This is a genomic window from Kribbella swartbergensis (genome assembly GCF_054784135.1).
Map to the genome: position 1 here is coordinate 764,846 of NZ_BAAGPM010000014.1, position 24,650 is coordinate 789,495.

Annotated in this window: 18 protein-coding genes; 4 read left to right on the forward strand and 14 right to left on the reverse strand. The window is 70.0% G+C overall.

The window, feature by feature from the left end:
- Window positions 1-47 precede the first annotated feature (47 nt).
- The 3 genes from ACYVOK_RS10595 to eccCa form a co-directional block, all read right to left on the reverse strand.
- Window positions 48-1,097: a DUF6177 family protein gene (locus ACYVOK_RS10595; protein ID WP_460662125.1), complete on the reverse strand. Its 1,050-nt coding sequence runs from the start codon at window positions 1,095-1,097 to the stop codon at window positions 48-50.
- 1 nt (window position 1,098) lies between these two features.
- Complete coding sequence (locus ACYVOK_RS10600; RefSeq protein WP_460662126.1) at window positions 1,099-1,503, reverse strand: hypothetical protein; 405 nt, start codon at window positions 1,501-1,503, stop codon at window positions 1,099-1,101.
- Between the two features lie 324 nt (window positions 1,504-1,827).
- Window positions 1,828-5,784: a type VII secretion protein EccCa gene (gene eccCa / locus ACYVOK_RS10605; protein ID WP_460662127.1), complete on the reverse strand. Its 3,957-nt coding sequence runs from the start codon at window positions 5,782-5,784 to the stop codon at window positions 1,828-1,830.
- A 168-nt stretch (window positions 5,785-5,952) separates the two neighbouring features.
- On the opposite strand from eccCa, the gene ACYVOK_RS10610 reads away from it, so the two are divergent.
- Window positions 5,953-6,834, forward strand: coding sequence for a hypothetical protein (locus tag ACYVOK_RS10610; RefSeq protein ID WP_460662128.1), 882 nt, complete (start codon window positions 5,953-5,955; stop codon window positions 6,832-6,834).
- A gap of 96 nt (window positions 6,835-6,930) precedes the next feature.
- On the opposite strand, the gene ACYVOK_RS10615 is transcribed toward ACYVOK_RS10610, so the two are convergent.
- From ACYVOK_RS10615 to uvrA, 8 genes are all read right to left on the reverse strand, one after another.
- Window positions 6,931-7,206, reverse strand: a complete 276-nt coding sequence (locus ACYVOK_RS10615) for a hypothetical protein (protein ID WP_460662129.1) — start codon at window positions 7,204-7,206, stop codon at window positions 6,931-6,933.
- Window positions 7,206-7,679 carry a hypothetical protein gene (locus ACYVOK_RS10620; protein WP_460662130.1) on the reverse strand — a complete coding sequence of 158 codons (474 nt, stop codon included), beginning with the start codon at window positions 7,677-7,679 and terminating at the stop codon, window positions 7,206-7,208. Before ACYVOK_RS10620 ends, ACYVOK_RS10615 begins: the two co-directional genes overlap by 1 nt.
- Window positions 7,679-15,358: a toxin glutamine deamidase domain-containing protein gene (locus tag ACYVOK_RS10625; protein WP_460662131.1), complete on the reverse strand. Its 7,680-nt coding sequence runs from the start codon at window positions 15,356-15,358 to the stop codon at window positions 7,679-7,681. The genes ACYVOK_RS10620 and ACYVOK_RS10625 overlap by 1 nt, the downstream gene beginning before the upstream one ends.
- Before the next feature lie 64 nt (window positions 15,359-15,422).
- Window positions 15,423-15,704, reverse strand: a complete 282-nt coding sequence (locus ACYVOK_RS10630; protein WP_460662132.1) for a hypothetical protein — start codon at window positions 15,702-15,704, stop codon at window positions 15,423-15,425.
- Window positions 15,701-16,075 carry a DUF6507 family protein gene (locus ACYVOK_RS10635; RefSeq protein ID WP_460662133.1) on the reverse strand — a complete coding sequence of 125 codons (375 nt, stop codon included), beginning with the start codon at window positions 16,073-16,075 and terminating at the stop codon, window positions 15,701-15,703. Before ACYVOK_RS10635 ends, ACYVOK_RS10630 begins: the two co-directional genes overlap by 4 nt.
- 98 nt (window positions 16,076-16,173) lie before the next feature.
- The gene (locus tag ACYVOK_RS10640) at window positions 16,174-16,479 is read right to left on the reverse strand and encodes a hypothetical protein (protein WP_460662134.1); all 306 of its coding nucleotides are present in this window, start codon (window positions 16,477-16,479) and stop codon (window positions 16,174-16,176) included.
- Window positions 16,480-16,493: 14 nt separating this feature from the next.
- The gene (locus tag ACYVOK_RS10645) at window positions 16,494-16,832 is read right to left on the reverse strand and encodes a hypothetical protein (protein ID WP_460662135.1); all 339 of its coding nucleotides are present in this window, start codon (window positions 16,830-16,832) and stop codon (window positions 16,494-16,496) included.
- 183 nt (window positions 16,833-17,015) lie between these two features.
- The gene (uvrA, locus tag ACYVOK_RS10650; RefSeq protein ID WP_460662136.1) at window positions 17,016-20,036 is read right to left on the reverse strand and encodes an excinuclease ABC subunit UvrA; all 3,021 of its coding nucleotides are present in this window, start codon (window positions 20,034-20,036) and stop codon (window positions 17,016-17,018) included.
- A 230-nt stretch (window positions 20,037-20,266) separates the two neighbouring features.
- On the opposite strand from uvrA, the gene ACYVOK_RS10655 reads away from it, so the two are divergent.
- Window positions 20,267-20,926 (forward strand): MBL fold metallo-hydrolase, encoded by a 660-nt coding sequence (locus tag ACYVOK_RS10655; protein WP_460662137.1) that lies wholly within the window; start codon window positions 20,267-20,269, stop codon window positions 20,924-20,926.
- Window positions 20,927-20,941: 15 nt separating this feature from the next.
- On the opposite strand, the gene ACYVOK_RS10660 is transcribed toward ACYVOK_RS10655, so the two are convergent.
- Both ACYVOK_RS10660 and ACYVOK_RS10665 read right to left on the reverse strand, forming a co-directional pair.
- Window positions 20,942-21,265 (reverse strand): Cif family virulence factor, encoded by a 324-nt coding sequence (locus ACYVOK_RS10660; protein ID WP_460662138.1) that lies wholly within the window; start codon window positions 21,263-21,265, stop codon window positions 20,942-20,944.
- An 8-nt stretch (window positions 21,266-21,273) separates the two neighbouring features.
- Window positions 21,274-21,762 carry a cupin domain-containing protein gene (locus tag ACYVOK_RS10665; RefSeq protein WP_460662139.1) on the reverse strand — a complete coding sequence of 163 codons (489 nt, stop codon included), beginning with the start codon at window positions 21,760-21,762 and terminating at the stop codon, window positions 21,274-21,276.
- Between the two features lie 112 nt (window positions 21,763-21,874).
- On the opposite strand from ACYVOK_RS10665, the gene ACYVOK_RS10670 reads away from it, so the two are divergent.
- Window positions 21,875-23,008, forward strand: coding sequence for a LuxR C-terminal-related transcriptional regulator (locus ACYVOK_RS10670; protein ID WP_460662140.1), 1,134 nt, complete (start codon window positions 21,875-21,877; stop codon window positions 23,006-23,008).
- Here ACYVOK_RS10670 and ACYVOK_RS10675 read toward each other — a convergent pair whose 3' ends face one another.
- The gene (locus tag ACYVOK_RS10675) at window positions 23,009-23,953 is read right to left on the reverse strand and encodes a S1C family serine protease (RefSeq protein WP_460662141.1); all 945 of its coding nucleotides are present in this window, start codon (window positions 23,951-23,953) and stop codon (window positions 23,009-23,011) included. It abuts the gene before it with no gap.
- Between the two features lie 117 nt (window positions 23,954-24,070).
- Here ACYVOK_RS10675 and ACYVOK_RS10680 point away from each other — a divergent pair, with 117 nt between their 5' ends.
- Window positions 24,071-24,619 (forward strand): TetR/AcrR family transcriptional regulator, encoded by a 549-nt coding sequence (locus ACYVOK_RS10680; RefSeq protein ID WP_460662142.1) that lies wholly within the window; start codon window positions 24,071-24,073, stop codon window positions 24,617-24,619.
- Window positions 24,620-24,650 lie beyond the last annotated feature (31 nt).

Sequence of the window (24,650 nt, forward strand, 5' to 3'; positions counted from 1 at the left end):
GTGGAGAACTCCTGTTCTGGTAAATCCGCGACGACTGTTCGGGGAGGTCAGCGGCGACCGGTCACGGCCTCGGCCGGGACGAGCTTCTTCATCAGCCTGGCGTAGATCTCCCAGTCGCCCGGGGTCCGCCCGTCCCCGATCGGGTACCAGACCGCCGGCGCGTGCGCGGGTCCGATCGCCAGCGCCCGCCTGATGCCGTCGACCTTCACCATCTCCGCGATACCGGACGCCCGGACCGCCTCGTTCCCGGCGGCGATCCCGATCGGGCAGGCCATGCCGAGGAACCGCGGTTCGTACGTGCCGTCCGCGGCGCCGTACGAGCCCATCACCATGGCCGAGATCAGCTCGAAGTCGTCGGCGATCTCGTCGATCCACTCGCCGACCTTGTTCGGGTCCGGGAACTCCAGTCCCGGCTGGGCGACCGCCAGCGTCACGGTCTCGTCCAGACCGGACTGGGTCCGGCGTGCCTCCAGAGTGCCGACCGAGGGCCTGAACTCCGCTCCCGGCTGACCGGCGAGGACGAGCCAGGTCGGTTGCGGCGCCCGGTCTCGGCAGTACTCGGTCAGCGCCTCCGGGCTCCAGGGCTGCGTCACCGGTTCCGAGGTGGACCAGCCGGCCGGGCCACTCCCGCTGGTCGCGGTGAACAAGCGTTCCGCGACGCGGCCCAGGACCAGGCTCGCGACCGGCTTGTGCCGGACCCGCACGGTGAGCTGCAGCTGCGCGAACGGCTGCTCCTGAACGACGAAGTCGGGGTGCAGATCGGCGTTCTGCTCGCCCTGGCCGACGGTCGACCGGGCGATGAACATGTCGCCGTTCCACTTCAGCCGGGTGCCGTTCAGCCCGTCGAAGTACTCGCCGTCGTCGCCGGTGACGACCCACCGGGAGTACGGGTTGGCGAACAGGGTCGACCGGACCGGCCAGGTGATCCTGGAGCTCTTCGGCGTGACCAGTTGCACCTCGCGGCCGGCCGCCTTGGCCGACGCCGCGGCGTCACTGAGCCAGGCCGACATGCCGATCACCGGGCGGTCCTGCATGACGACGGCGACCTTCTCGGTGATCAGGTCGACGCCCGGGCTGAAGATCAGTTCGTTCGGCATCTCAGTCGGTTCCCTCGCTCGTACTCGCCGCTGTCCCGTCCTGCGGCGTCAGGATCCCTCCGGACGCCCAGACCTTGCCGCCGAGGCGGGCGACCAGGGTGCTCGCGTACTTCTCCGCGAGCTCACGGGCCCCGTCGCGCGCGGTCGCCCGGATCTCGACCCACCAGGCCGGGGTCTCGACGGTGCCGACCTCGGCGCCCAGCATCCGCTCGACCTCACCCGGCACCTGGACCAGCAGCGGCAACTCGATCGACACCAGCGGCAGAGCCTCGTCGTCGCACAGCTGGATGACAGCTCCGCCGCTTACCGCGCGAACCCCGAGGTCCTCCCCCGCGGCCGCGAGTCCGGCCAGAACGTCGTCGCTCGACGGGCGCCCGTCGACCAGCGCGATCAGGTCATAGGTCATGTGGCCTCCCGGCCTTGGCTGACGAACACGGTGAGCCCGGTCGTGGGGCCTCCCGTCCTGGACTGAGGAGCGGAGGGAGCCCGGTCATGGGGCCTCCCGTCCTGGACTGAGGAGCGGAGGGAGCCCGGTCGTGGGGCCTCCCGTCCTGGACTGAGGAGCGGAGGGAGCGAAGCGACTGGAGCGACGAGGGAAGGACGGGAGCACGAGCCCCAGGACCCGCCGCGCCGGAGGCGCGGCAGTCAACACAGCGACTGGAGCGACGAGGGAAGGACGGGAGCCAAGGCCCCACGACCCGCCGCGCCGGAGGCGCGGCCAATAGCAGGGTCATGTCGTTCCTCCGCTGCTCGGGCTGACGGCCTGGACCGGATCGGCCATGGCCGTCTGGACCAGCTGTGGTCCGTCGCCCCGTCGTACGAACAATCCACGGCCGGGCGGGTAGTCGCCCGGGTACGCGCCGGTGAAGAGCTGTCCCTCGCTGCGGTCACCGGACAGCACCAGGCCGGCCGCCCCGGATTCGAGCACCGCGGACAGGAACGGCTCGTACAGCTGCCGCGACGCACCCGACGCGCGCCGGGTCACGATGAAGTGCAACTTGATGTCCCGGCCCGCCGCGACGTACGGGAGGAACGGGTCCATCGGAGACTGCCCACCCGAGGTCAGCAGGTCGTAGTCGTCCGCGAGCACGACGATCCGCGGCCCGCCCTGGCCCTCCGCCGGAATCGCGCCGGTGTCGTCCGGCATCCGCTTCGCCAGCTCCTGCGACACGCCGGCCGCCAGCCCGGCAGCGACCCGGCCGGTCGGCGCGTAGCCGCCGACGTACGCCTCCGGCACGAACTCGCGCAGACCGCGCCGCGGATCCATCACCGCGAACACCAGCTGGTCCGACGTGTGCCGCTCGATCAGCTGCTGCACGACCAGCCGGACGATGTTGGTCTTGCCCGAGCCGCTGTCGCCGAACACCACCAGGTTGGTGTCCCGGCCGGCCAGGTCCAGGTACACCGGTGCCAGCGCGCGCTCGTCCACACCGATCGGTACGACGGCCGGCTGCCGGACCTCGTCCGCCACCTCGGCGCGCGGCAGCTGCAGCGGCAGGATGCGGATCTGCGGCGCGCGCGGACCCTGCCAGGTGGACCGGACCGACAACGCCTGGCCCTCGAGCACCTCGGCCAGGTTGTCGTCGTCGGCGACACCGTCGATCCTCGGCAGCGCGAACTGGGCGAACAGCTTGCTGCCCGGCACCAGCATCCGGCCGGGACCGGCCTTGCGCAGCACCTCCTGCAGGCGCCGGTCGATGTTGGAGTCGGACGCGTCGTTCAGGCGGAGCTCGAGCATCGTCCCGAACATCGCCTGGTTCTGCATCCGGACGTCGTTCCACCGCATCATCGACGTCACCACGTGCACGCCGTAGCTGCTGCCCCGCTGGAGGATGTCGCTGATCGGTTCGTCCAGCTCGTCGAAGGTGGTCCGGATCGCGCCGAAGTTGTCGATCACCAGCACGACGTCCGCGCTCGGCAGCTCCGGGATCCGGCCTTCCGCATGGTCCTCGCGGAGGGCTTCCATGGTGTCGATGGCGTGGTTGCGGAAGACGCGTTCGCGGTGGTCGATCATCCCGCGGACCTCTTCGACCGTCCGCCGGATCCGCTCCCGGTCGGTCCGCAGCGCCACCCCGCCGACGTGCGGGAGCTGCGACAGCGCCTGCATACCGCCACCCGCCAGGTCGAGCGCGTAGATCGCGACCTCCTGCGGGGTGTGGGTGTGCGCCAGCGAGGTGACCAGCGTCCGCAGCGCAGTCGTCTTGCCGGACTGCGGACCGCCGACGATCGCGGCGTGCCCGCCGGCCCGGGTGAGGTCCAGCCGGAAGACCTCCTGGCGCTGGTTGGCCGGGTCGTCGATCACACCGATCGGCGGCATCATCTGCGGTGACCGGACGGAAAGCTGCAGGCCGCGACCGTCCACGTAGTCCACACGGCCGGCCAGCCCGTCCAGCGTGCACGCGGTCGGCAGCGGCGGCAGCCAGATCTTCAGCACCTGCTCGGCTGCACGGCGCAGCTGGTCGACGAACACGTTCAGCTCCGTCGGCCCCGTCGTACGCTCCGTCGCCTTCACCTCGACCGGCTGCGTCGCCTGCAGCTCCGCCTCGGTCAGCTGGTACGGCGTCAACTCCTGCGGCCGGGCGTCCGTACCCTCGTCCTCCAGGACCTCGTCAGCCGGGGGAACGTACGGTCCGGACACGTACGCCGCCCGGAACCGCTGGTAGACACTCGTGTCCACCTTGAGGAACCCGAAGCCGGGCAGCGGCGGCAGGTGGAACGCGTCCGTCGTGTCCAGCACCGTCCGGCTCTCCTCCTCGGAGAACGTCCGCAGGCCCAGCCGGTAGGACAGGTAGGTCTCCAGGCCGCGGAGCTTGCCGGACTCGACCCGCTGGCTGGACAGCAGCAGGTGCACACCGATCGACCGGCCGATCCGGCCGATCGACAGGAACAGATCGATGAAGTCGGGCCGCTCGTTCAGCAGCTCGCCGAACTCGTCGATGATGACGAACAGGTGCGGCAGCGGCGGCAGGTCCGGCTTCTGCTGCCGGTGCAGCCGGTAGTCGGTGATGTTCGCGATGTTGCCCGCGTCCTTCAGCACCTGCTGACGGCGCAGTACCTCACCTTCCAGGCTCTTGTACGCGCGCTCGATCAGGCTCGCGTCGTCGCGCAGGTTGGTGATGATGCCGGCCACGTGCGGCACACCCTCGAACGGCGCGAACGACGCGCCACCCTTGAAGTCCACCAGGACGAACGAGAGGTCCTCGGGACCGTGCGTGGCCATCAGCGCCATCACCATGGTCCGCAGTACCTCGGACTTGCCGGAACCGGTCGCACCGACGCACAGGCCGTGCGGACCCATACCGAGCTGGGCCGACTCCTTCAGGTCGACGAGTACGACGCCGCCGTTGTCGTCGATGCCGAGCGGCACGCGCAGGAAGGCCCGGTCGGGACGCGGCTGCCACAGCTGGCTGAAGTCCAGCCGGGCCACGTCACTGATGCCGATCAGGCTCATGAAGTCGACGTTCTCGCGCTGCGCGTCCTCGTCCAGCGACTCCGCGGACAGCCGCAACGGCGCGAGCTCACGGGCGATGCCCTCGGCGACCGGAGCCTCCATCCGGTCCACCTGGCCGCTGGCGACCATCGGGTACGGGCCGCGCAGGTCCTCGATCCGGATGTCGTCGCCGTACACGGTGATCCGCATCGTCACCGAACTCGGCTCCTGCACGCGGTCCGCGACCAGGTGCAGGACGGTGACGCCGAGCTCGCCCGGCAGGAGCGAGTCGTCGGCCTGCGGGCGGACCTCGGCGGCGACGTCGCCGTACGTGTCGTGCAGGACGAGCAGGCGCCGGGTCAGCCGGCGGCGATCCTCGAAGTTCACCGATCCACGGCGGGACTCGGTCGCCCACTGGACCCGCTCGGACAGGTCGTCGGAGAGCAGCTGCGACAGCCTGAGCGGCGTCTCCGCGATCCTGCGGAACGGCATCGGGCCCTGCTTGCGCTCAGGGTCCTGGACGTGCGGCAACCAACTCATCCAGTGCCAGTCCGGCATCGACGCGGGCGGATAGCACGCGGCGATCGCGACATCCTCCGGCGCGTGGAACACCGCCGTCTGCACGAGCAGCGACCGAGCCACTCGGACGACGCCCTCGCGGTCGCCGACGATACTGACGTTGCCGACGTGGTCGAGCGGAACGGTGAGCGGCATGTTGGGTATCTCGGTGAACCGCCGTACCAGCGCGTTCGCCTCGGCCATCATGAACTGGTCCGGCGGCTCCATCGCGGATCCGCCCTGGCCGACCACCGCCGGCACCACCGGGACCCGGCCACTCCCGCAGCGCGGCTGGAGAAAGTCGCTGTCGGTACGGCGCCGCTCCCACAACCGGGACACGTCCGCGACACAGTCCAGCAGCCCGTCCGGCGGCGGGTTGAGCTCGAGCGCCTGCGCGCGAGCCTTGCGCTCCTCCAGGGAGAACTCGTCGCGCATCCGCTCCAGGTAGTCGAGGTAGCGGGTGCGCTGGTTCTTCCGGTCCTTGCCGCCGCGGCCGCGGGAGGCCAGCATGCCGCCGACCGACCCGACCAGGGTGAGCGCCAGCATGCCGATGCCGACCATCACCATCGGACCGGACCGGCCCATGGTCATCATCGCGACCGAGCCGACGCTGCCGACCATCGGCAGCAGCATCTGCATGGCGCCGCCGCCACCCCCACCGCCGCCACTTCCGCCGAGCGACGGTGCGGCTTCGATCACACGCTGCTGCTGCACCCCGGGGGCAGGTGTGCGCCGCGCCGGGCGGTGCACGATCCGGCTTGCCACTAAGGTTTTCCTCCGCTGGACCGGCCCGCGGTTGCGCGGGGGGACTTCCTACTTCTTACCGACGGACGTGCGAGACACTGTAGTGGTGGGTGAGGTCACCGGATGACAGAGACAGACGATTCCAGCGTGGTCGAAATGATTGCGGAGCTGGCACCGATCTGGTTGCCGGGCTGCGTCGTGGACTCCGCAGAGCGCACGGTCGAGGTCGGCTGGGGACGCGGTGCGCTGCAGATGTCCGCCGTGGTCGGCGTCGGCGAGATCGTCGATCGTTGCCTTCAGCTACCACAGGAACGCTGGCCGGAACGGATCGAGGCCTGGCTGCGTGCGGTCGTGGCCGAAGGTGAGCTCGCCACCGAGGAACATCGGTACGGCGACGTCGCCGAACGCCAGCGCGCAGTGCTGGTGCAGCGCGGCTGGTCGGCGCGGACGGCCGGCCCGGTCGCCGACGCGCTGCTGCCGTTCGGCGACCACTTCGAGGTGGTCGTGTTCATCCGGACCGGCGACGAACTCCGGCGGCTGACCGTCGTCCGGCGGTCCATGCACGGACTCGGTGATCCCGGCGTACCGTCGCCGGTGCGGCTCAGCCTGGCCGAGATCGCGGACCTGAAACCACACGAGCACAACGGTTTCTCCGTCCTCAGCCGTGAGGGCGATCCGCTGGTGTCGATGGCGATCGTCGACCGGGAAAGGTTGTTGCCGCAGGCATCCACAGGCGCGGGTGTGCTGATCGGCGTACCCCGGTTGAGCACGGTCGCGTACTGCCCCGCCGACGCCGGCCAGGACCGCGCCGACGCGTTGGCACGGTGGATCGCCGACAGCTACCGCGGCGCGCCGGACAAGTGCTCGCCGGATCTCTACTGGCTCCAGGGTGACCAGATGGTCCAGGTCCCGGTCACACTGGCGACGCCGCCGACCGCCGTACTCCCACCCGCACTGAAACCCCAGCCCCGCCGCACCTGGCTACGCACCCTCTTCGGCCGCTAGCCCCCACGCCCTGGGCGCCAACGGCTCACGCCTGGTCGTCGCGCGGCCCGGTCACCTCGGCGCCAAAGGCTCACCGCCTGGTCGTCGCGCGCCCGGTCACCTCGACGGTGACGGGCTCACCGGGCCGGATGTGGTTGCGGTGGGCGTGGGCTGCTGGTTCTGCTTCTCCTTAGCCTGTGCCGACTTGAAGTACGACACACCAGCGCATCCGGCACACGCCACCGCACCGATCATCACGCTCGCGAGCACCTTCCCGGTCTGCTCGTTCAACGTGTTCTTCGCCCGCTCGGCCCCGAACAACCAGGCCTCCCGCAACCGCCGCCGCCGAACCGCCACCGACTCGATGACCTGCGTCCCATAACTACCCGACATCAGTCCACCACCCACTCCCGCCACTTCTCAGCGTCGGGCGCATCCACCGTCGTACCCGCAGGGAACTCATGGACACCCCGGCCGGGGAGATAAGCCGCGACGACCAGGTCGAGGTCGTGGCAGAGCAGCATCGGCACGTCGGGCCGCGCCTCGACCAGACGGTCGAAAACCAGCCGCGCCTCCTTCAACTGGACCACCTCGTCGCGGCCGAGCCAGATGTCGATCTCGATCGGGTACCCGTCGATGGCCTGCACGTCGTCCGTGCCCCGGTCCGGCGCCGCGAGATCGTTCGGCTGGATCACAAAGCCCAGTACACCCTCGACGGTCCGCGCCGGGCCGCGCAGGCCGTGCTCATCCGGACCGGCGCCCGAGGTGTCGGGAATCGGCTCCAGATCGAGCAGCTCGCGGAGCACCGTCGCCGCCTCCTCGGCTGTCGCGGACGACCGCAGGAAGATGTTCTCCTGCTCGGACATCAGTCCCTCCTCACGTAGGTCACCATTCGGCCGTCGCCGAGGATGACGTGCACCTTCGCAGCTCGCGTGTCGCCATAATGCTCCAGGACCGCGAACGCCTGGTCGGCGTTCTCCTTCGTGAGGTCGACGTTCCTGCCGTCGATGACCACCTCGCCGTCCGACGGAACCTGCTTGCTCGCCTTCTGGATGTTTCGCTTGACGGCGGTCCACTCGCCGCTCTTCAGCGTCTTGTACTCGGTGATCACACCCTCATCGGCCGGATCCTTGCGGACCATGGACTCCGGGTTCTTCATCGATTTCTTGGAGTCGTCCTGCGGGCGTGCGTCGACCCGCCATCCTTCCTCGTGCAGGCGGTCGGCGATCACCCTCTCCTTCGGCAAGAACTTGCCTTCCGGGTCATGTACGCCGGGCGCCCAGTCGTCCCCGAGCGCCTTGTGGTGGAAGGCCGGGTCGAAGCCCGGTTTGGTGCTCACGCCGAATCTGGCATCGCCCGGCCGCCAGTCTTGTCCGTCGGTCGAACCAGCCTGCGGACCGTCGTGCGCCTGCGGTCCAGACTCCGCCGGCTCGTTGGATTCAGCCGGTCCTTCCCGCTCTGCCAGCCTGCCGGATTCCGCCGGTTCGCGGGAACCCGCCGTTCCGTCCGGCTCCGCCGAGCCGTTGGCGTCTGACGAGCCGTACGAATCGGGCTGTGAGCCGTATGGGTTCGGCTGCGAGCCGTACGCGTCGGGCCGGCTGTGCGGCGGCTGGGCGCCGTACTGCTGTGGAGCGCCATGCGGCGGCTGCTGCGGCCCGCGCGGCTGCTCCGACTCCGGTGTGTGCCGAGCGGACGGGCCGTACTCATCCGACCGATACCCCGGCTGCTGGTACGCCGACTGCCCCGGGTGCTCACCGGGCTGTCCCGGCTGCTGGTACGGGTCCGGCCGCCGCGGGTCGTACCCCGGCTGCTGCGCCGGGTGCGGACCTGGCCGACCAGGCTGCTGATACGGCGACTGCCCCGGGTACGGACCCGGCTGACCAGGCTGCTGATACGGCGACTGTCCCGGGTGCTGACCGGGCTGTCCCGGCTGCTGATACGGGCCCGGCTGACCCGGGTCGTACCCAGGCTGCTGGTGCGGCTGACCCGGGTGCCCCGGCTGTTGGTACGGGTCCGGCTGGCGCGGCGGGAACTGCTGCGGCTGCTGCCGCGGGTCATACGCCGGGCGCTGATGCGGCTGACCTGGGCGGGCCGGCTGTTGATGCGGCTGCCGCGGGTCGTAGCCAGGCTGCTGGTGTGGGTACCCCGGCTGCTCCGGCTCCCGATGCCCCGGCCCGAACGGCTCCTGCCCAGGGTGCGGCTGCTGCCCCGGGTGCGGCTGCTGTCCAGGGTGCGGGTGCTGCCCCGGGTACTGCTGCGGTTGCCGAGGGTCGTATCCCGGCGGCTGATGCGGCTGCCGGTGCGGCGCCGGTGCCTCGAACGGACGCTGCCCCGGGTGCTGCCCCGGCTGCTGGCTCGGGTGGCCCGGCTGCTGGTTCGGGTTCGGCTGCCGCCCCGGGAACTGCTGGGGTTGCTGCGGGTCGTATCCAGGCTGCTGGTGTGGGTACCCCGGCTGCTCCGGCTGCCGATGCCCCGGACCGAACGGCTGCTGCCCAGGGTGCGGTTGCCCCGTCGGACCGAACTGACCTTCCGGCTGCCCCGGACCGTACGACGGTTGTTGCTGCCCCGGACCGTGACCGGGCTGTGGCTGCCCCGGGAGGTGTCCCGGCTGCTGACCGGGGTGATAACCCGGCTGCTGCAACGTCGGGCCGAACGGCTCCTGCCCGCGGTGCGGCTGCCCCGTCGGACCGAACTGACCGTCCGGCTGCCCCGGACCGTACGACGGTCGTTGCTGCCCCGGACCGTACGACGGCTGCGGCTGCCCCGGACCGTGACCGGGTTGTGGCTGCCCTGGACCGTAGGGCTGCTGCTCCCCCGTCGGATCGTACGACTGCTGCGCCTGCCCGGGACCGTAACCGGGCTGATGCGGCTGACCGGGACCGAACGACTGCTGTGCCCCGGGAGCGAACGGGTCTACCGGCTGCTCCGGACGAGAACCGGACTGACCTGGACCGTAAGCCGGCGGCTGCGGCGGCCCGTACTGCGGCTGCTGTGGTGGGCCGTACTGCGGGTGCTGCTGATCCGGACCGTACGACGGGGTCGGCTGGGGTGGCGGGCCGTAGTCGGGCTGGCCAGGACCGAAGGGCGCCGGCTGACCGGGACCGAACGGCTGCTGTGGCTGGCCGGTGGTGTACGGGTCCGCAGGGTTCTGGGGGTGACCGGTCGGGGCTGGGTGCTGCGGCGGTGCGTAGCGTGCCTGGGCGTGCTGCTGCCAGTACGAGTTTCTGGTGTCCGGCTCCAGCGTGATCGGCGCCATCCGTTCGGCCGGCGGGATATCCACCGGCCCGCTGTGGTCGCGGACGTGCACGTGCCAGGTGTTGGTGTCCTCGTCGAACTCCAGCTTCGTCGGATAGAACGGCGTGTGCGGCGGGTGGATGACTTCGTCGACACCGAGGGCCGGATCACGCAGGAACGACATGTCCTTGCCGTGCCGGGCGTCGATGTGCATGACGACCCTGGCAGGGGCGTAATCCCCGCCGCTGAAGATCTTGGCGCCGTCCGGATCCTTGTCCGAGTGCGTGAACGCGGGCTCGTGGACGGAGTTGCCCGGCCGGTACCGGTTCAGGAACGCCTGCAGGTCCTCCACCGTGTCGAAGGTGATGCCCCGGTGGATCTCGCCCACGTGGTCGGGCAGCTTGTTCATCGCCGACGTCGCCATCCGGACGAGCGGCATCCGCTCGACGCTCGGGTCACCCGCGCGGAAGGCCCGGTTGATGTCTTGGTGCGGCATCCCGAGCATCTCTTCCATCGCGTTCAGCTCGAGGTCGGAGAAGTCGTCGATCCGATCACCGAGCTGCGCCCGGCCGCGTCCCCGGTGCTCCGCCATCTTGCCCGCGTCGATCGACCTCAAGGTGGCGCGGTACGCCGCCTCGTCCGCCGCCGAAGCCCGGAACCTACGATCAGCCAACTCCGACCGCGGTCCCCCGCCCGCCTGCCCAGGCATGTCCCCCGAACCGTACGGCTCAGCAAAACCCGCCTCCGACGCACGCGCGTCCGGGGTGTTCGCATCCGGCGTACGCCCGTGCGGCGCGTTGGTCTCGGTTCCCCGCGACTCCGGTCCATGCGTCTCCGGTGTACGCCCGTCGGGAGCCTGCCTCTCGGGAGCCCGCGACTCCGGTGCACGCGTGCCCGGGGTGTCCGCCTCCGGCGTACGCGCATCCGGCGCGTTGGTCTCGGTTCCCCGCGACTCCGGCGTACGCGTGCCCGGGGTGTTCGCCTCCGGCGTACGCCCGTCCGGCGCGTTCGTCTCGGTTCTCCGCGCCTGCGGTTCGTGCGTCTCCGGTGTACGCCCGTCGGGAGCCTGCGTCTCGGGAGCCCGCGACTCCGGTGCACGCGTGCCCGGGGTGTTCGCCCCCGGCGTACGCCCGTCCGGCGCGTTCGTCTCGGTTCCCCGCGACTGCGGTTCGTGCGTCTCCGGCGTACGCCCGTCGGGAGCCTGCGTCTCGGGAGCCCGCGACTCCGGGGCAGGCGTGCCCGGGGTGTTCGCCTGCGGCGTGCGCGCATCCGGCGTATGGCCGTCGGGGGCCTGCGGCTCAGGAGTTCCCGAGTCTGGCGTGCGCGTGTCTGGGGTGTTTGCCTGCGGCGTAGATGGCTCGGGGGTGTGGCGGGTGGTGGAGGGGGTGTCGAGGCCGGCGAGGCGGTCGGCGATCGAGAGGCCTTCGGGGTTCCGCGCAGGTGGGGTCGGCGCGTCCGGTGGGTTCGGATCCGGTGTGTGAGTCCCGTGGGGGTTGACACCCGGTGTGCCGAAGACGTTGCCGGTCGGGGGCTTGGCGATCGGGGGGATCTGGGGGCGCATGTGCTGCCGCTGCGAGGCCGGCGGGGTGTTGGGGCTGCGCGGGGGGCCTTCCCAGCGGCCGCCTCGCTCACGTACGGCGAACTGGATCGACGTGATGTCGACGTCGTACGGGTTCTTCGGATGCGGGCCCTGGTGACCGTCCGGGAACGCGTCGACGATCTTGCCGCCCGGCGGCTGTACGTCGAGGAACTTGACGTGGCCCGCTTCGTCGACGAACGCGTTCAGGACGTGACCACCGCCTGGGATGGCGGGGTTCGGGGACCGCCAGCTCACGAAGATGACCGCGTGCGTGCCCGGCGGACGGCCGGCCAGCGCGTCGTACACCTTGCGGTAGGCGGCGTTGGTGAATTCCGCCGGGTCGGCGGTCCAGTCCTGCAGCCCCATCTTGTGGTCCGGCGGGAAGTCGTCCAGATCCATCCACTCGAGGGTGTCTTCCGGCCACTCGCCGCGCCCGAACTTCCGGCCTGCGGCCAGGTCCGGTGTCTCGCCGTTCAGGATCGCCGCGGCCTTGCGCGAGCCGTCCGCGCAGTTCATCCGGTACTGGTGGCTCAGGCCGTAGTCCGGGTTGATCTTGCCGGCCCAGTCCTCGGGGTTCCGCTCCGGCGGGTCGCCGACCGAGTCGCGCAGGTCGCCCCGGCGAGGATCCCGCGGGTCCGCCTCGACGAACTGATGCGGGTCGATCTTCGATCGGTCCTTGCCCGGTTCCGGACGGAGGTAGTCCGGCTTCATCTCGTCGAGCACCTTCTGACGCTCGAGCGGGTCGTCCCACTTCGGGTCGTTGCCGGCGTCGGGCGCGTCCGGCTCCCGCCCTACCTTGGCCGGGTCGTACCTGGGGTCGTAGTTCTGCTCCGAGTACGAGCGCGGCCCTTGCTGGTCCTCGAACGGCTGCGACTTCGGGTCGCTCGGGTCGTTGTCCGGGAGTTTGTGGTCCGGGTCGTGCCACGGCGGCCGGTTCGCGTTGCTCGGCCCGTGCCACGGCGGTGTCGAGTCCGCCTGGGTCTTGGCGTGTTCGCCGGTACGGTCGGGGTCGCGGTAGTCCGGCGACTCCCAGCCCTCGTGCCTGCGGTCGCCGGTCGGGTGCAGCGGATCCTCGCCGCGGGAGCGCGGAGGCTGACCGTCCGGTGTACGACGCGCCGCCGGCGACTCCACGCGACCGGGCGCGTTCGGCGCGCTCGTGTGACTGGGTTGGTTCGGCGCGCTCGTGTGACTGGGCTGGTTCGGCGTCGCGGTGCGGCCGGGCTGATTCGGCGCGCTGGTGTGGCTGGGCGCGTCCGGCGTACCGGCATGACTTGGTACGCCGGGATGCATCGGCATGACCGGGGTGACCGCCGGGTCTGCATGCCGCGCCGCGACCGGCTCCGGAGCGCGCGTGGTGCCGGGTGTCGACGGCGTGCTCTCAGGTGTCCGCCTGGTCCCAGGCGAGGTCTCCGGCGTGCGCGGTGTCTCGGGGGTCCGCGGTGTCTCGGGGGTCCGCGACGTCTCCGGCGTGTTTGGGGTCTCGGGGGTCCGCGGTGTCTCGGGGGTCCGCGACGTCTCCGGCGTGTTTGGGGTCTCGGGGGTCCGCGGTGTCTCGGGGGGCCGCGACGTCTCCGGCGTGTTTGGGGTCTCGGGAGTGCGCGACGTCTCCGGGGTGCGCGACCTCTCCGGGGTGCGCGAGGTCTCCGGCGTGCGAGATGTCCCCGGGGTCTGGGAGGTCTCTGGTGTGCGAGACGTCTCCGGCGTGCGAGACGTCTCAGGGGTCTGGGAGGTCTCCGGGTTACGCGTCGAATCCGGCGTCCGCGACGTGTCCGCGGTTCGCGTGGTCGAGTCGGGCGTGCGGGTTCCCGGTGACGTAGTTGAATCGGGCGTACGTGTGCCGGGACCCGTGGACGACTCCGGCGTACGCGTGCCAGGAGCCGTGGACGAGTCCGGCGTACGCGTGCCAGGGCCAGTGGTCGAGTCCGGCGTACGCGTGCCAGGAGCCGTGGACGAATCCGGCGTACGCGTGCCCGGAGCCGTGGACGAGTCCGGCGTACGCGTGCCGGGAGCCGTCGTCGAATCCGGCGTACGCGTAGCAGGACCCGTGGTTGAGTCGGGGGTGTGCGTCGTGGGCGAAGTCGTGTCCGGGGCGCGGTTGGTCGGCGTGGTCGTACCGGGGTCTGCAGGAGAGACCGGGGTGGTGGTCCCCGGATCCGGGGAAGAACCGGGTGTCGTCGTGACCGGGTCCGCGTGAGACACCGGCGTCGTGCCCGGGTTCGTGTGAGAGACCGGGGTAGTAACAGGGTCCGCGTGAGACACCGGCGTTGCCCCAGGGTCCGTGTGGGACACCGGGGTCGGTGGGGAGTCGACGGTCGGAGTTTGGGTTGTGGTGGGCGCGTTGGCGTCGGGGGTGCTCACCGACGAGGTGTGCGACGACGGACTGTCGACCGAGACGTCCGGGGCATCCGTCGACGTCGGGGCGTCCGCGGAGACGTCCGGGACATCGACCGACGACGGTACGTCGACCTTCGGGACGCCCTGCATCTTGAAGGTGTCGCCGACGATCGGGATCTTCGCCAGTCCCCCGATCACGTCACCGACCTTAGGGATCTTCGTCACCGCGCCGAGGGCGGCGTCGTGCAGGCCGGCCCGCGTACCCTGCAACTTCGCGGCCACCCCGGCGACCCGCGACACCGCCGTACTCGCGGCACCGAACTTGCCGGCCATCGCCGCGGTCTTCACCGCACCGGCGCTACCCCCGCTGGCCACGGTGGCGACGATGTTGGTGAGCGCCATGCCGAGTGCCTTGCCCGGGTTCTTCGCCCACTCGTCCCAGGCGACGAAGCCCTTCACCATCTGCTCGCCCATGTTGACGCCCAGTTCACCCCAGTCCTGAACCCACTGGGGCCGGGTGTCCAGACCGGTGATGGCGTCGAACCCCCACCAGGCGAGCTGGAGCGGAGCCGTGGCGACCTGTCCCACGAACGTGGCCAGGCCTTTCCAGGAGTTCCCGAAGTCCTCCCAGGTCGGGATGTCATAGCCGATGGTGTCCTTCAGGAAGTCGCGCACCCCGGGGATGCTGCCGAGCAGCGGCAGCACCGGCACCAGCGTCAGGACGCTCTCGAGCGTCTCACCGACGACTGTCGCCACGCCGACGACGAAGTTCACCGGGAACTCGACGATGTCCTGCCAGAGCGGCTTGTCACGCTCCTCAGGGCTACCCCACGGAGACTCCTTCGGTTCCTGGTCCTCGTCCGGTGGCGGGGGCGGCTGCTCGCCTTCCCGGACGCCGGTCTTCGGGTCCCAGGTCTTGCCGCCGTGGAGCTTGACGATCTCGTTGGCCGCGGTGAAACAGAGGTTGGGCAGTTCCTCCTTCATGATCCGCTCGACATCACCGAACATCCGGTTGTTGTCGTCGATCATGTCCTGGTCGTTCTGCCACTCCGGGTTGCCGTTCTTGCGGCGGTGCCACTCGTAGGCCTCGTCCCGAATGTCCCTCAGCTTGCCCAGCCGGCTGCGCACCTCGTCGGCGAGCGTGCTCAGGTGCCCGGACATCTTCGGCAGGCTCGGGCCGAACTCGGTGAGGTTGGTCTGGATCTTCTTCGTCGAGTTGACCAGCACCTCGCGTTCCGGCGCGTGGTACACCCCGTTCAGCCGCTGGAACGTGTTGTGCACACCGTTGCCGACGTCGGTGAAACCCTGCCCGAGGCCGCTCAGCTTCGACACGTTGTTGTCGAGGGCCGAGACCACTTTGCTCAGCTCAGTGATCGGGATGCCTTCGGGTTTGATCATGTCAGCTCAGTCCTCGGTCACACGCGGGGTCAACGATTGCTTCGGGTACGGCGTACGGCCGCGATCACGACTGCGGCCGGGCCGCCACCATCGCCTGCTCGAGCGTCTGCTCACTCGGCGCGAAGGAACTGATGCCGTGGTCGGCCACGAGGAAGATCAGGTTGGCGTACCCCGGCGGAACGAAGACGAGAAACTCCTCCACCTGGTACGCCGGCCAGTCCGCCAGTTCCTCGGGAGTCGCGCCGAGCTCCGGACTCGGCGCCTCGGCGGTCAGCCATTCGGCCAGCCGTACCCGCCCGGCCTGGGCCACGTCGTCCGGCGCGACGGCCGGGTCCTGATTCGTCATACCGCCTTGTTCCCCCCGGTCGGCTGCCTGTTCGACCCGCCGGGCGGATCGGGGATCACCCCGTTCCCCGCGGCCCGCTGGGCGTTCAGGGCCATCTCTTCCTGCCCGTTCATGTAGGCCATCACGGCGTTCTGCGCGCCCGTCAGTGAGGCACCGACCTGCTTCGCCGCGGCGTCCAGGGTCGGCGCCCAGTGCTGGGCGTACTCGCTGACGGCGACCGCGACGACGGTGAAGACGTCGTAGTTGAGGCCCTCCATGATGGCGGTCAAATTGTCGCCGTACGACTTCGCCAGCGCGTCGAACGGTTGCGCGGCGGTCGACGTGTCGGTGAGGACCTTGTTCACGCCCTCGACGTCGATGTCCCAGTCCACTGTCACTCCTCAGATCTGCCGGGCCCTGCCCACGACAAGCCCGGACGCACCCCGTCGACCGGGGACGTCCAGGGCCTGTGATGCTGTGTGACCGGCGGTCAGCCGCCGATGCCGTCGACCGCGGCCGAGGCCTTCTTCAGGGTCGCGGCGGCGGTCGCGTCGTTCTGCGCCAGGGTGTCCTTGAGCGACTGGATGATCGCCAGGGTCTGGTCGGCCGCCTTGTTGAAGCGGTCCTCGACGGCGCGGTAGTTCTCGGTCACGCCGCTGGCCGAGGCGTCCGACAGGGCCGCGGTCACGTTCTGCTTGTGCGTCGCGATCAGGCCGGAGATCTGACTGGCGAGGCTGTTGATCTTCGTCTGGACCTCGCCGGAGGCAGCGGTGTCGTAGCTGTTGCGGTTGGCCATTGTCGGTTCCTCTCTCAGCGCTTGCCGAACTTGGCCGCGTTGAAGTCGGCCGTGCCCTGGTTCTTCTTCGCGGTGTCGGCCATCTCGCTGTCACCGGTACGGAAGGCGGCATCCATGCCCGACTGGCCCTGGTTGATGGCCGCCAGACCGGCGTTCAGGTCGGCGGCGATCCCGTCGACGTTGGCCTTGAAGGCCATGAACGCCTGCTTGCCGGCGCCGTTCATCTTGCCTTCCAGCGGCTGCGCGGCGGCGACCAACTGCTTCACCAGGCCACCGAGGTCCTGGGTTCCGGTAGAGGTCTTCTTGGCCAACTGGCTCAGCGTGTCCTGGCCCATGTCCCAGCGTCCGGTCACAGTCTCTCCTTCGAAGTGTGGTTGCGCCGCAACGTCACGATAGTCGGCACACCGGGTCACCCGAGCCGCTCAGGCGACCTGGCGCACTCTTTCCGTCCAGGTCGAAAAGCTTGCCGTCCGCCGCCACCTGTGCCACCCGGAACTTGTTGCCTCAGCCAACCAGTTCCGGTCGGCGCCGAGGGGTCAGCCAGCCGCGCGTTTCCGGGTGGCGCCGACCTTCTTCGCGGGTGCCTTCTTCGCTGCCTTCCTGGCCGCGCCCGCCGTGGTGGCTGCGGCCTTCTTGGCCGGGGCCTTCTTCGCCGGGGCCTTCTTGGCCGTCTTCGCCGCGGCAGCCTGCTGCTTGGCGCTCGGCTTGGCGGCCCGCCCGCCGAGGATCTCGGCGAGGAACTGCCCGGTGTACGACGCCGGGTTCGCCGCGACCTCCTCCGGGGTGCCCTCGGCCACCAGCGTCCCGCCGCGACGGCCACCGTCCGGACCGAGGTCGATGATCCAGTCGGCGGTCTTGATCACGTCGAGGTTGTGCTCGATCACGAGCACCGAGTTGCCCTTGTCCACCAGGCCGCCGAGGACGCCGAGCAGTTTGCGGATGTCCTCGAAGTGCAGACCCGTGGTCGGCTCGTCGAGGACGTACACCGTCCGGCCAGTCGACCGCTTCTGCAGCTCGGAGGCCAGCTTCACCCGCTGCGCCTCACCGCCGGACAGAGTCGGCGCCGGCTGGCCCAGCCGGACATACCCCAGGCCGACCTCGGTCAGCGTCTTGAGGTGCCGCGAGATCGCCGGGATGGCGGCGAAGAACTCCGACGCCTCCTCGATCGGCATGTCCAGGATGTCCGCGACCGTCTTGCCCTTGTAGTGCACCTCGAGCGTCTCCCGGTTGTACCGGGCGCCGTGGCACACCTCACACGGGACGTAGACGTCCGGCAGGAAGTTCATCTCGATCTTGAGCGTGCCGTCACCCGAGCAGGCCTCGCACCGGCCGCCCTTGACGTTGAACGAGAACCGGCCCTGCTGGTACCCGCGGACCTTCGCCTCCGGGGTCTCCGCGAACAGCTTGCGGATGTGGTCCCAGACCCCGGTGTAGGTCGCCGGGTTCGACCGTGGCGTACGGCCGATCGGCGACTGGTCGACGTGGATGACCTTGTCGACCAGCTCCATCCCGGAGATCTTCGTGTGCCGGCCGGGCACCGTCCGGGCTCCGTAGATCTGCCGCGCCAGCGAGGTGTAGAGGATGTCGTTGACCAGCGTCGACTTGCCCGAGCCGGACACTCCGGTGACCGCGACGAACACCCCGAGCGGGATGGTGACGTCGATGTCCTTCAGGTTGTTCTGCCGGGCGCCGTACACGGTGAGCTCCCGGCCCTCGGTGAGCGGCCGGCGGACCGGTGGGATCGGGATCTCCCTGCGGCCGGAGACGTACTGGCCGGTGATCGAGTCCGGGTGGTTCTTCAGGTCCTCGACGGTGCCGGAGACGACCACCTGGCCGCCGTGCTCACCGGCGCCCGGGCCGATGTCGACGACCCAGTCGGCGTGGTCGATGGTGTCCTCGTCGTGCTCGACCACGATCAGCGTGTTGCCGAGCTCCTTCAGCCGGACCAGGGTGTCGATCAGCCGCCGGTTGTCCCGCTGGTGCAGACCGATCGACGGCTCGTCGAGCACGTACAGGACGCCGACCAGGCCGGACCCGATCTGGGTCGCCAGCCGGATCCGCTGGGCCTCGCCGCCGGACAGCGAACCCGCCGGCCGGCTCAGCGCCAGGTAGTCCAGCCCGACGTCGAGCAGGAACCGCAGCCGCTCGCCGATCTCCTTGATCACCCGCTCCGCGATCTGCTTCTCCCGCGGCGTCAGCTCCATCTGGCGCAGGAAGTCGTGCACCTCGTCGATCGACATCGCGCTGATCTCGGCGATGTTCTTCCCGCCGAGGGTGACCGCGAGCGAGATGGGCTTCAGCCGCGCGCCGTTGCAGGCCAGGCACGGCACCTCGCGCATGTACTCCTCGAACCGCTCCCGGCTGGTGTCGCTCGACGCCTCCGCGTGCCGCCGCTCGACGTACGGGATCACCCCCTCGAAGGTGGTGTAGTACGACCGCTCGCGGCCGTACCGGTTCTTGTAGGAGACATGCACCTGCCGGTCGTGGCCGGTGAGCAGTGACTTCTTCGCCTTGGCCGGCAGCTCGCCGAACGGCGTACTGGTCTTGATCTTCAGGTCCTTGGCCAGCGCGGCCAGCAGCCGCTCGAAGTACTGCGAGACGTTCGCGCCGGCCCACGGCTGGATCGCGCCCTCGTCCAGGGACTTGGACGGGTCGGGGACCAGCAGCTCCGGGTCGACCTCCATCCGGGTGCCGAGACCGGAGCACACCGGGCAGGCGCCGTACGGCGAGTTGAACGAGAACGACCGGGGCTCGAGCTCGTCGATGGCGAGCGGGTGATCGTTCGGGCAGGCGAGCTTCTCGGAGAACCGGCGCTCGCGATGCGGGTCGTCCGCGGGCAGGTCGACGAAGTCCAGCACGACCAGTCCGCCGGCCAGGCCGAGCGCGGTCTCGATGGAGTCGGTCAGCCGCTGCTTCGCGGAGCTCTTCACCGCCAGCCGGTCGACGACCACCTCGATGGTGTGCTTCTTCTGCTTGTCCAGCTTCGGCGGCTCGGTCAGCTGGATCGTCTCGCCGTCCACCCGGGCCCGGGAGAATCCCTGGCCGCTCAGCTGGCGGAACAGGTCGACGTACTCCCCCTTGCGGCCGCGGACCACCGGCGCGAGCACCTGGAACCGGGTGCCCTCGTCCAGCTCGAGCACCCGGTCGACGATCTGCTGCGGGGTCTGCCGCGCGATCGGCTCGCCGCACTCCGGACAGTGCGGACGGCCGGCCCGGGCGAACAGCAGCCGGAGGTAGTCGTAGACCTCGGTGATCGTGCCGACGGTCGAGCGCGGGTTGCGGGAGGTGGACTTCTGGTCGATCGAGACGGCCGGGGACAGACCCTCGATGAAGTCGACGTCCGGCTTGTCCATCTGACCGAGGAACTGGCGCGCGTACGCCGACAGCGACTCGACGTAGCGCCGCTGGCCCTCGGCGAAGATCGTGTCGAAGGCCAGGCTGGACTTGCCGGACCCGGACAGGCCGGTGAAGACGATCAGGGCGTCCCGTGGCAGGTCGACCGAGACGTCCTTCAGGTTGTGCTCACGCGCTCCGCGCACGATCAGACGGTCAGACACAAGCTCACTCTCAGCCGTTCTCGAGGGGTTCCGGGTGGTTGTCGGGCATGCCCGGTCATGCTAACGAGGCCCACCGACAAAAGCTTCCGGCGCCGGGTCGGGCGCCCCGCTCCGGCCGGCTTCGAAAGTATATTCGACCGCGGCGCGTGGTTTCTCCACCCCGCGCGGACATGACCCGGGAGCGCGATCGGTGCGAGGATCGGTCGCAGGACCGACACCCAGGAGGGCAGATGGCGGAGTACCACGGGAACGTCAAGGTCGGCGGGCCGGTGCAGACCCACGAGCTGGCGGAGCTGATGATCACCAAGGTCGCCGTCGGGCCGATGGACAACAACGCCTACCTGCTGCGCTGCCGGCGTACCGACGAGCAGGTGCTGATCGACGCGGCCAACGACGCGCAGACGCTGCTCAGGCTGATCGGCGACGGCGGCCTCGAGCGGGTCGTCACCACGCACCGGCACCAGGACCACTGGCAGGCGCTCGCCGAGGTGGTCGCCCGGACCAACGCGACGACGGTCGCCGGCCGGTACGACGCCGAGGGCATCGGCGTACCGACCGACGAACTCGTCGACGAGGACGACACCATCCCGGTCGGCCGGTGCTCCCTCAGGGTCATCCACCTGGTCGGCCACACCCCGGGCTCGATCGCACTCCTGTACGACGACCCGGCCGGCGCACCCCACCTGTTCACCGGCGACTCTCTGTTCCCGGGCGGCGTCGGGAACACCCAGGGTGACGCGGAGCGGTTCACGTCACTGATCAACGACGTCGAGACCAAGCTCTTCGGTCGCCTCCCCGACGAGACCTGGGTCTACCCCGGCCACGGCGCCGACTCCACCCTCGGCAAGGAACGGCCTCATCTCGCGGAGTGGCGCGAACGGGGCTGGTGAGCTGCAGTCTGCGGCTCAGCGGCTGAGGTGCACGATGGCGTAGCGCCAGGTTCCGTCCGGGCCACGTCGTACGACGTTGACCGCCAGGTCACTGAGGATCAGGGCGGTGCCTCGCGACTGGAGCACCGTTCGCGGATCGGCGACGTACAGGTGCTGGTGGTCCCACAGGTCCAGCACGAGGCGCTCGATCTGGGCCCGGCCGTGGGCGGGGCTGCGCCACCCCTCCGGGTGCAGCAACGCCTCGGGCTCGAACAGCTGTGCGAGCGCCTCGTGATCGTGCAGGACGAACGCGTCTTCGAGCATCAGCTCGAGCTCTTCCGGCGTCCGCGCGACGGCCATCGGGACACCTAGAAGATCAGCTGGTGCCGCTCGGCGATCGGCATCGTGGCGCCGAAGTCGACCTCGCAGCCGTAGCTCGCGGCCAGCGCCGGCAGCGTGTCCGGGTCGTACTCGCCGCCGGGCTCGGCCAGCTTGCGGAACAGCACCTCCAGACCGCCGGGCGAAATGATCTCGAGCAGCCTGAGCGGCTCGTCACCGGCGTTCCAGAAGGTGTGCCACTGCCCGCGCGGCTTGTAGATCAGCGTGCCGGCGTCCGCGAACACCTCGTCGTCACCGAGCCGTGCCCCCAACCGGCCTTCCAGGACGAAGCTGTACTCGTCCTCGCGGGTGTGAAGGTGCAGCGGCGCCGCCAGCACGTGCGGAGCCAGAATGTGCTCCACGAGGGCGAACCCCCCGCCGGAGTCCGCGCTGTCGATCAGGTACCGGTCGGCACGGGCTCCCGCCTCGTCTTTCGTCGTCACGCCGTCTCGCGGTCCGACAACACGTACATCGGTCATGGCCCCTCCCAGCTGGATCGGATACGGCCGACGCTACGACCGGGACCACCTGCCGCCCATTCCAGAAATCTGGTATCACGCAAACCGGCCGAGCCGCCGTACCGTGGGTGGTGTGAGCGGGTACGCGAAGGAGCGTGCGAGCAACCGGATCGCGGCACTGACGCGACAGGGGCTCGACCTGCCCACGCTCTGGCGCGAGGCGACCGACGCCCTCCGCGGCGCGGTCCCGCACTACCAGGCGCCCTGCTGGTTCACGCTCGATCCGGCCTCGCTGCTGGTGACCAGTCACTTCAACGAGGGCATGCCGGAGCTCCCACAGGAGTGGATGGCCGAGGAGTACTACGACGACGACGTCAACAAGCTCGCCGACGTCGCCCGGTCGCCGCGGGGGATCTCCACGCTGCACGAGGCCACCGGCGGCAACCCGGCCAGCAGTCCGCGCTGGCACCAGAACATGACTCTCGGTGGCGATCAGGAGCTGATCGCCTGCCTGCGAACCAGGTCAGGCGAGGTCTGGGGCGCGCTCAGCCTGTATCGCGAGCCCGGCCGGCCGTTCTTCGACGACGAGGACCTGTCCTTCATCCGGACCGTCGCCCCCGTCCTCGCGGCCGGCGCCCGCAGCTCGCTGCTCCTCGGCGAGGCCACCGACCCCGAAGGCAACGACGCGCCCGGCCTGATCGTCGTCACCGAGAGCTGGGAGATCGAGTCGGCCACCCCAGGCGTCGACCGCTGGCTCGACGAACTGCCCGACGGCGACTGGGCCGCGGGTCGCCTGCCCTCGGCTGTCCTGGCGATCGCGGGCCAGACTCTGCGTACGGCGATGTCTCCGGACGCAGGTGAAGTCGCCCTCTCCCGGGTGATGTCCCGGTCGGGCCGCTGGATCGTGCTGCACGGGACCTCTCTGGTTTCATCGACCTCACGCCGGGTCGCGGTCATCGTCGAGCCCGCTCACCCCGGCCGCATCGCTCCCCTGCTCATGGCGGCGTACGGGCTGTCCGACCGGGAGCAGCAGATCACCCGACTGGTCCTGCAGGGCAACTCGACCACCGACATCGCCGAGCGCCTCGTCGTCTCCGCGCACACGGTTCAGCAGCACCTGAAGAGCGTGTTCGACAAGACCGGCGTGCGCAGCCGGCGTGACCTGGTCGGCAAGATCTTCTTCGCCCACTACGAGCCCCGCGTCCGCGACAACGAGCGCCGCGCGGTCGACGGCCACCCCCTCCGCGGCGGTCCCGTACGGACCTGACTAGCGGTCGGTGAGTTCGGCGGGGAAGGCAACGACGTCGACCAGGGCGCCGTTGCGAATAGCGGTGATTTCTGTGCGGCGGCTGATCGCATCCTCGAAGAGTTGGCGCTGGAGGGACTGCGCGTCGCGGAGTGGTACGCCGTCGACCGCGAGGACGAGATCGCCTTGGCGCAGACCGGCCTGGGCCGCCGGACTTCCGGAGATCACCTCGACGACGCGGAGTGCGCTGCGCTGGTCGAACCGCTCGGCGAGTTGCGGGCGGAGCGGCGCCGGCGTCGTCACGAGTCCGAGGTAGGCGCGCCGTACCCGGCCGTCGTGCAGTAGCGCGTAGATGATCCGGCGAGTCGTCCGGTTCATCGGGACCGCGAGCCCGAGACCGATGCCGGCCACCGCGGTGTTGATGCCGACCACCCGGCCGTTGCCGTCGGCAAGCGCTCCCCCGGAGTTGCCCGGGTTCAGCGCCGCGTCGGTCTGGATCACGTCCTCGATCATCCGGCTCGCGTTCCCGGTCCGGACCGGCAGCGACCGGCCGAGCGCGCTGACCACGCCGGCGGTCACACTCCCGGCCAGGCCCAACGGGTTGCCGACCGCAACCACCAGGTTCCCGACCCTCAACTGGTCCGCATCGCCGTACTCGGGCGGATCCGGGATCTCCCGGTCGGACCGCAGTACGGCGAGATCGGACAGCCGGTCGACCCCGACCACTCGCGCCTGCGCCGTCGTACCGTCCGCGAACTCGGCCGTCGCCAGTAAGCCGTCCCCGACCACGTGTGCGTTAGTGAGCAGGTGACCGTCCTCGGTCAGGACGACGCCCGACCCCGAGGAGTCACCGCGCCGGCCCGGGATCCGCAGGCTGGCCACCCGCGGGATCAAGTGCTCCGCCACTCCCGAGACCACCCGGGAGTAGGCGTCCAGTACGTCGTCCCCAGCCGTCTCTTCCGCCATCTCTCGCCTCCCGATTACAGCATTACACCGCAAGCAAATCGGCGACAGTACGTGAAGCGGACCACAGAACTGACCGATCGGTTGAAAACTGGCCGATCGGTCAGGACGATGGCTGACATGGCAGTCACCACCCCCGCCCGGGAGCGGACCAGGCACGAGATCGTGCGGCAGGCGATGGACCTGTTCCAGGCCAAGGGCTACAACGCGACGTCACTGCAGGACATCGCGACCGCGGCCGGATGCTCGAAGGCGACGGTGCTCTACCACTTCAACGGCAAGCCCGCGGTGCTGGCCGCCGTACTCGAACCGGCCGCGGCCGACCTTGCCGCCCTGGTCCAGGCCGCCGACCAGCTGTCCGATGCCGAGGCGCAGGAGCTGACCATCCGGCAGTTCACCGACCTCGCCGTGGTGCACCGCGGCGTCATCGACGTGATCCAGGACGTGATCCCGGTGATCGACGACATGCCGGAGGTCGCCGGACTGGTCGCGGACGGCATCAAGCTGACCCGGCACATGGCAGGGTCGGACGACCCGCTCGAGAACGACCTGGCCATGTTCGCCATCAACGGCCTGCTCGGCGAGTGCCGGCATCCCGGTGAACGCACCGACGACGAACTCCGAAGACTCTGCGACATCGCGCTGCGGCGACTGCTCATCCGCGCCTGATCCCGCCCGCCGCTGACTCCCGCGCGGTCAG

Coding starts and splice junctions, on each gene's coding strand:
- ACYVOK_RS10595 (WP_460662125.1), bottom strand. CDS start 1,097: ATGCCGAACGAACTGATCTTCAGCCCGGGCGTCGACCTGATCACCGAG.
- ACYVOK_RS10600 (WP_460662126.1), bottom strand. CDS start 1,503: ATGACCTATGACCTGATCGCGCTGGTCGACGGGCGCCCGTCGAGCGAC.
- ACYVOK_RS10610 (WP_460662128.1), top strand. CDS start 5,953: ATGACAGAGACAGACGATTCCAGCGTGGTCGAAATGATTGCGGAGCTG.
- ACYVOK_RS10615 (WP_460662129.1), bottom strand. CDS start 7,206: ATGTCGGGTAGTTATGGGACGCAGGTCATCGAGTCGGTGGCGGTTCGG.
- ACYVOK_RS10620 (WP_460662130.1), bottom strand. CDS start 7,679: ATGTCCGAGCAGGAGAACATCTTCCTGCGGTCGTCCGCGACAGCCGAG.
- ACYVOK_RS10625 (WP_460662131.1), bottom strand. CDS start 15,358: ATGATCAAACCCGAAGGCATCCCGATCACTGAGCTGAGCAAAGTGGTC.
- ACYVOK_RS10630 (WP_460662132.1), bottom strand. CDS start 15,704: ATGACGAATCAGGACCCGGCCGTCGCGCCGGACGACGTGGCCCAGGCC.
- ACYVOK_RS10640 (WP_460662134.1), bottom strand. CDS start 16,479: ATGGCCAACCGCAACAGCTACGACACCGCTGCCTCCGGCGAGGTCCAG.
- ACYVOK_RS10655 (WP_460662137.1), top strand. CDS start 20,267: ATGGCGGAGTACCACGGGAACGTCAAGGTCGGCGGGCCGGTGCAGACC.
- ACYVOK_RS10660 (WP_460662138.1), bottom strand. CDS start 21,265: ATGGCCGTCGCGCGGACGCCGGAAGAGCTCGAGCTGATGCTCGAAGAC.
- ACYVOK_RS10665 (WP_460662139.1), bottom strand. CDS start 21,762: ATGACCGATGTACGTGTTGTCGGACCGCGAGACGGCGTGACGACGAAA.
- ACYVOK_RS10675 (WP_460662141.1), bottom strand. CDS start 23,953: ATGGCGGAAGAGACGGCTGGGGACGACGTACTGGACGCCTACTCCCGG.
- ACYVOK_RS10680 (WP_460662142.1), top strand. CDS start 24,071: ATGGCAGTCACCACCCCCGCCCGGGAGCGGACCAGGCACGAGATCGTG.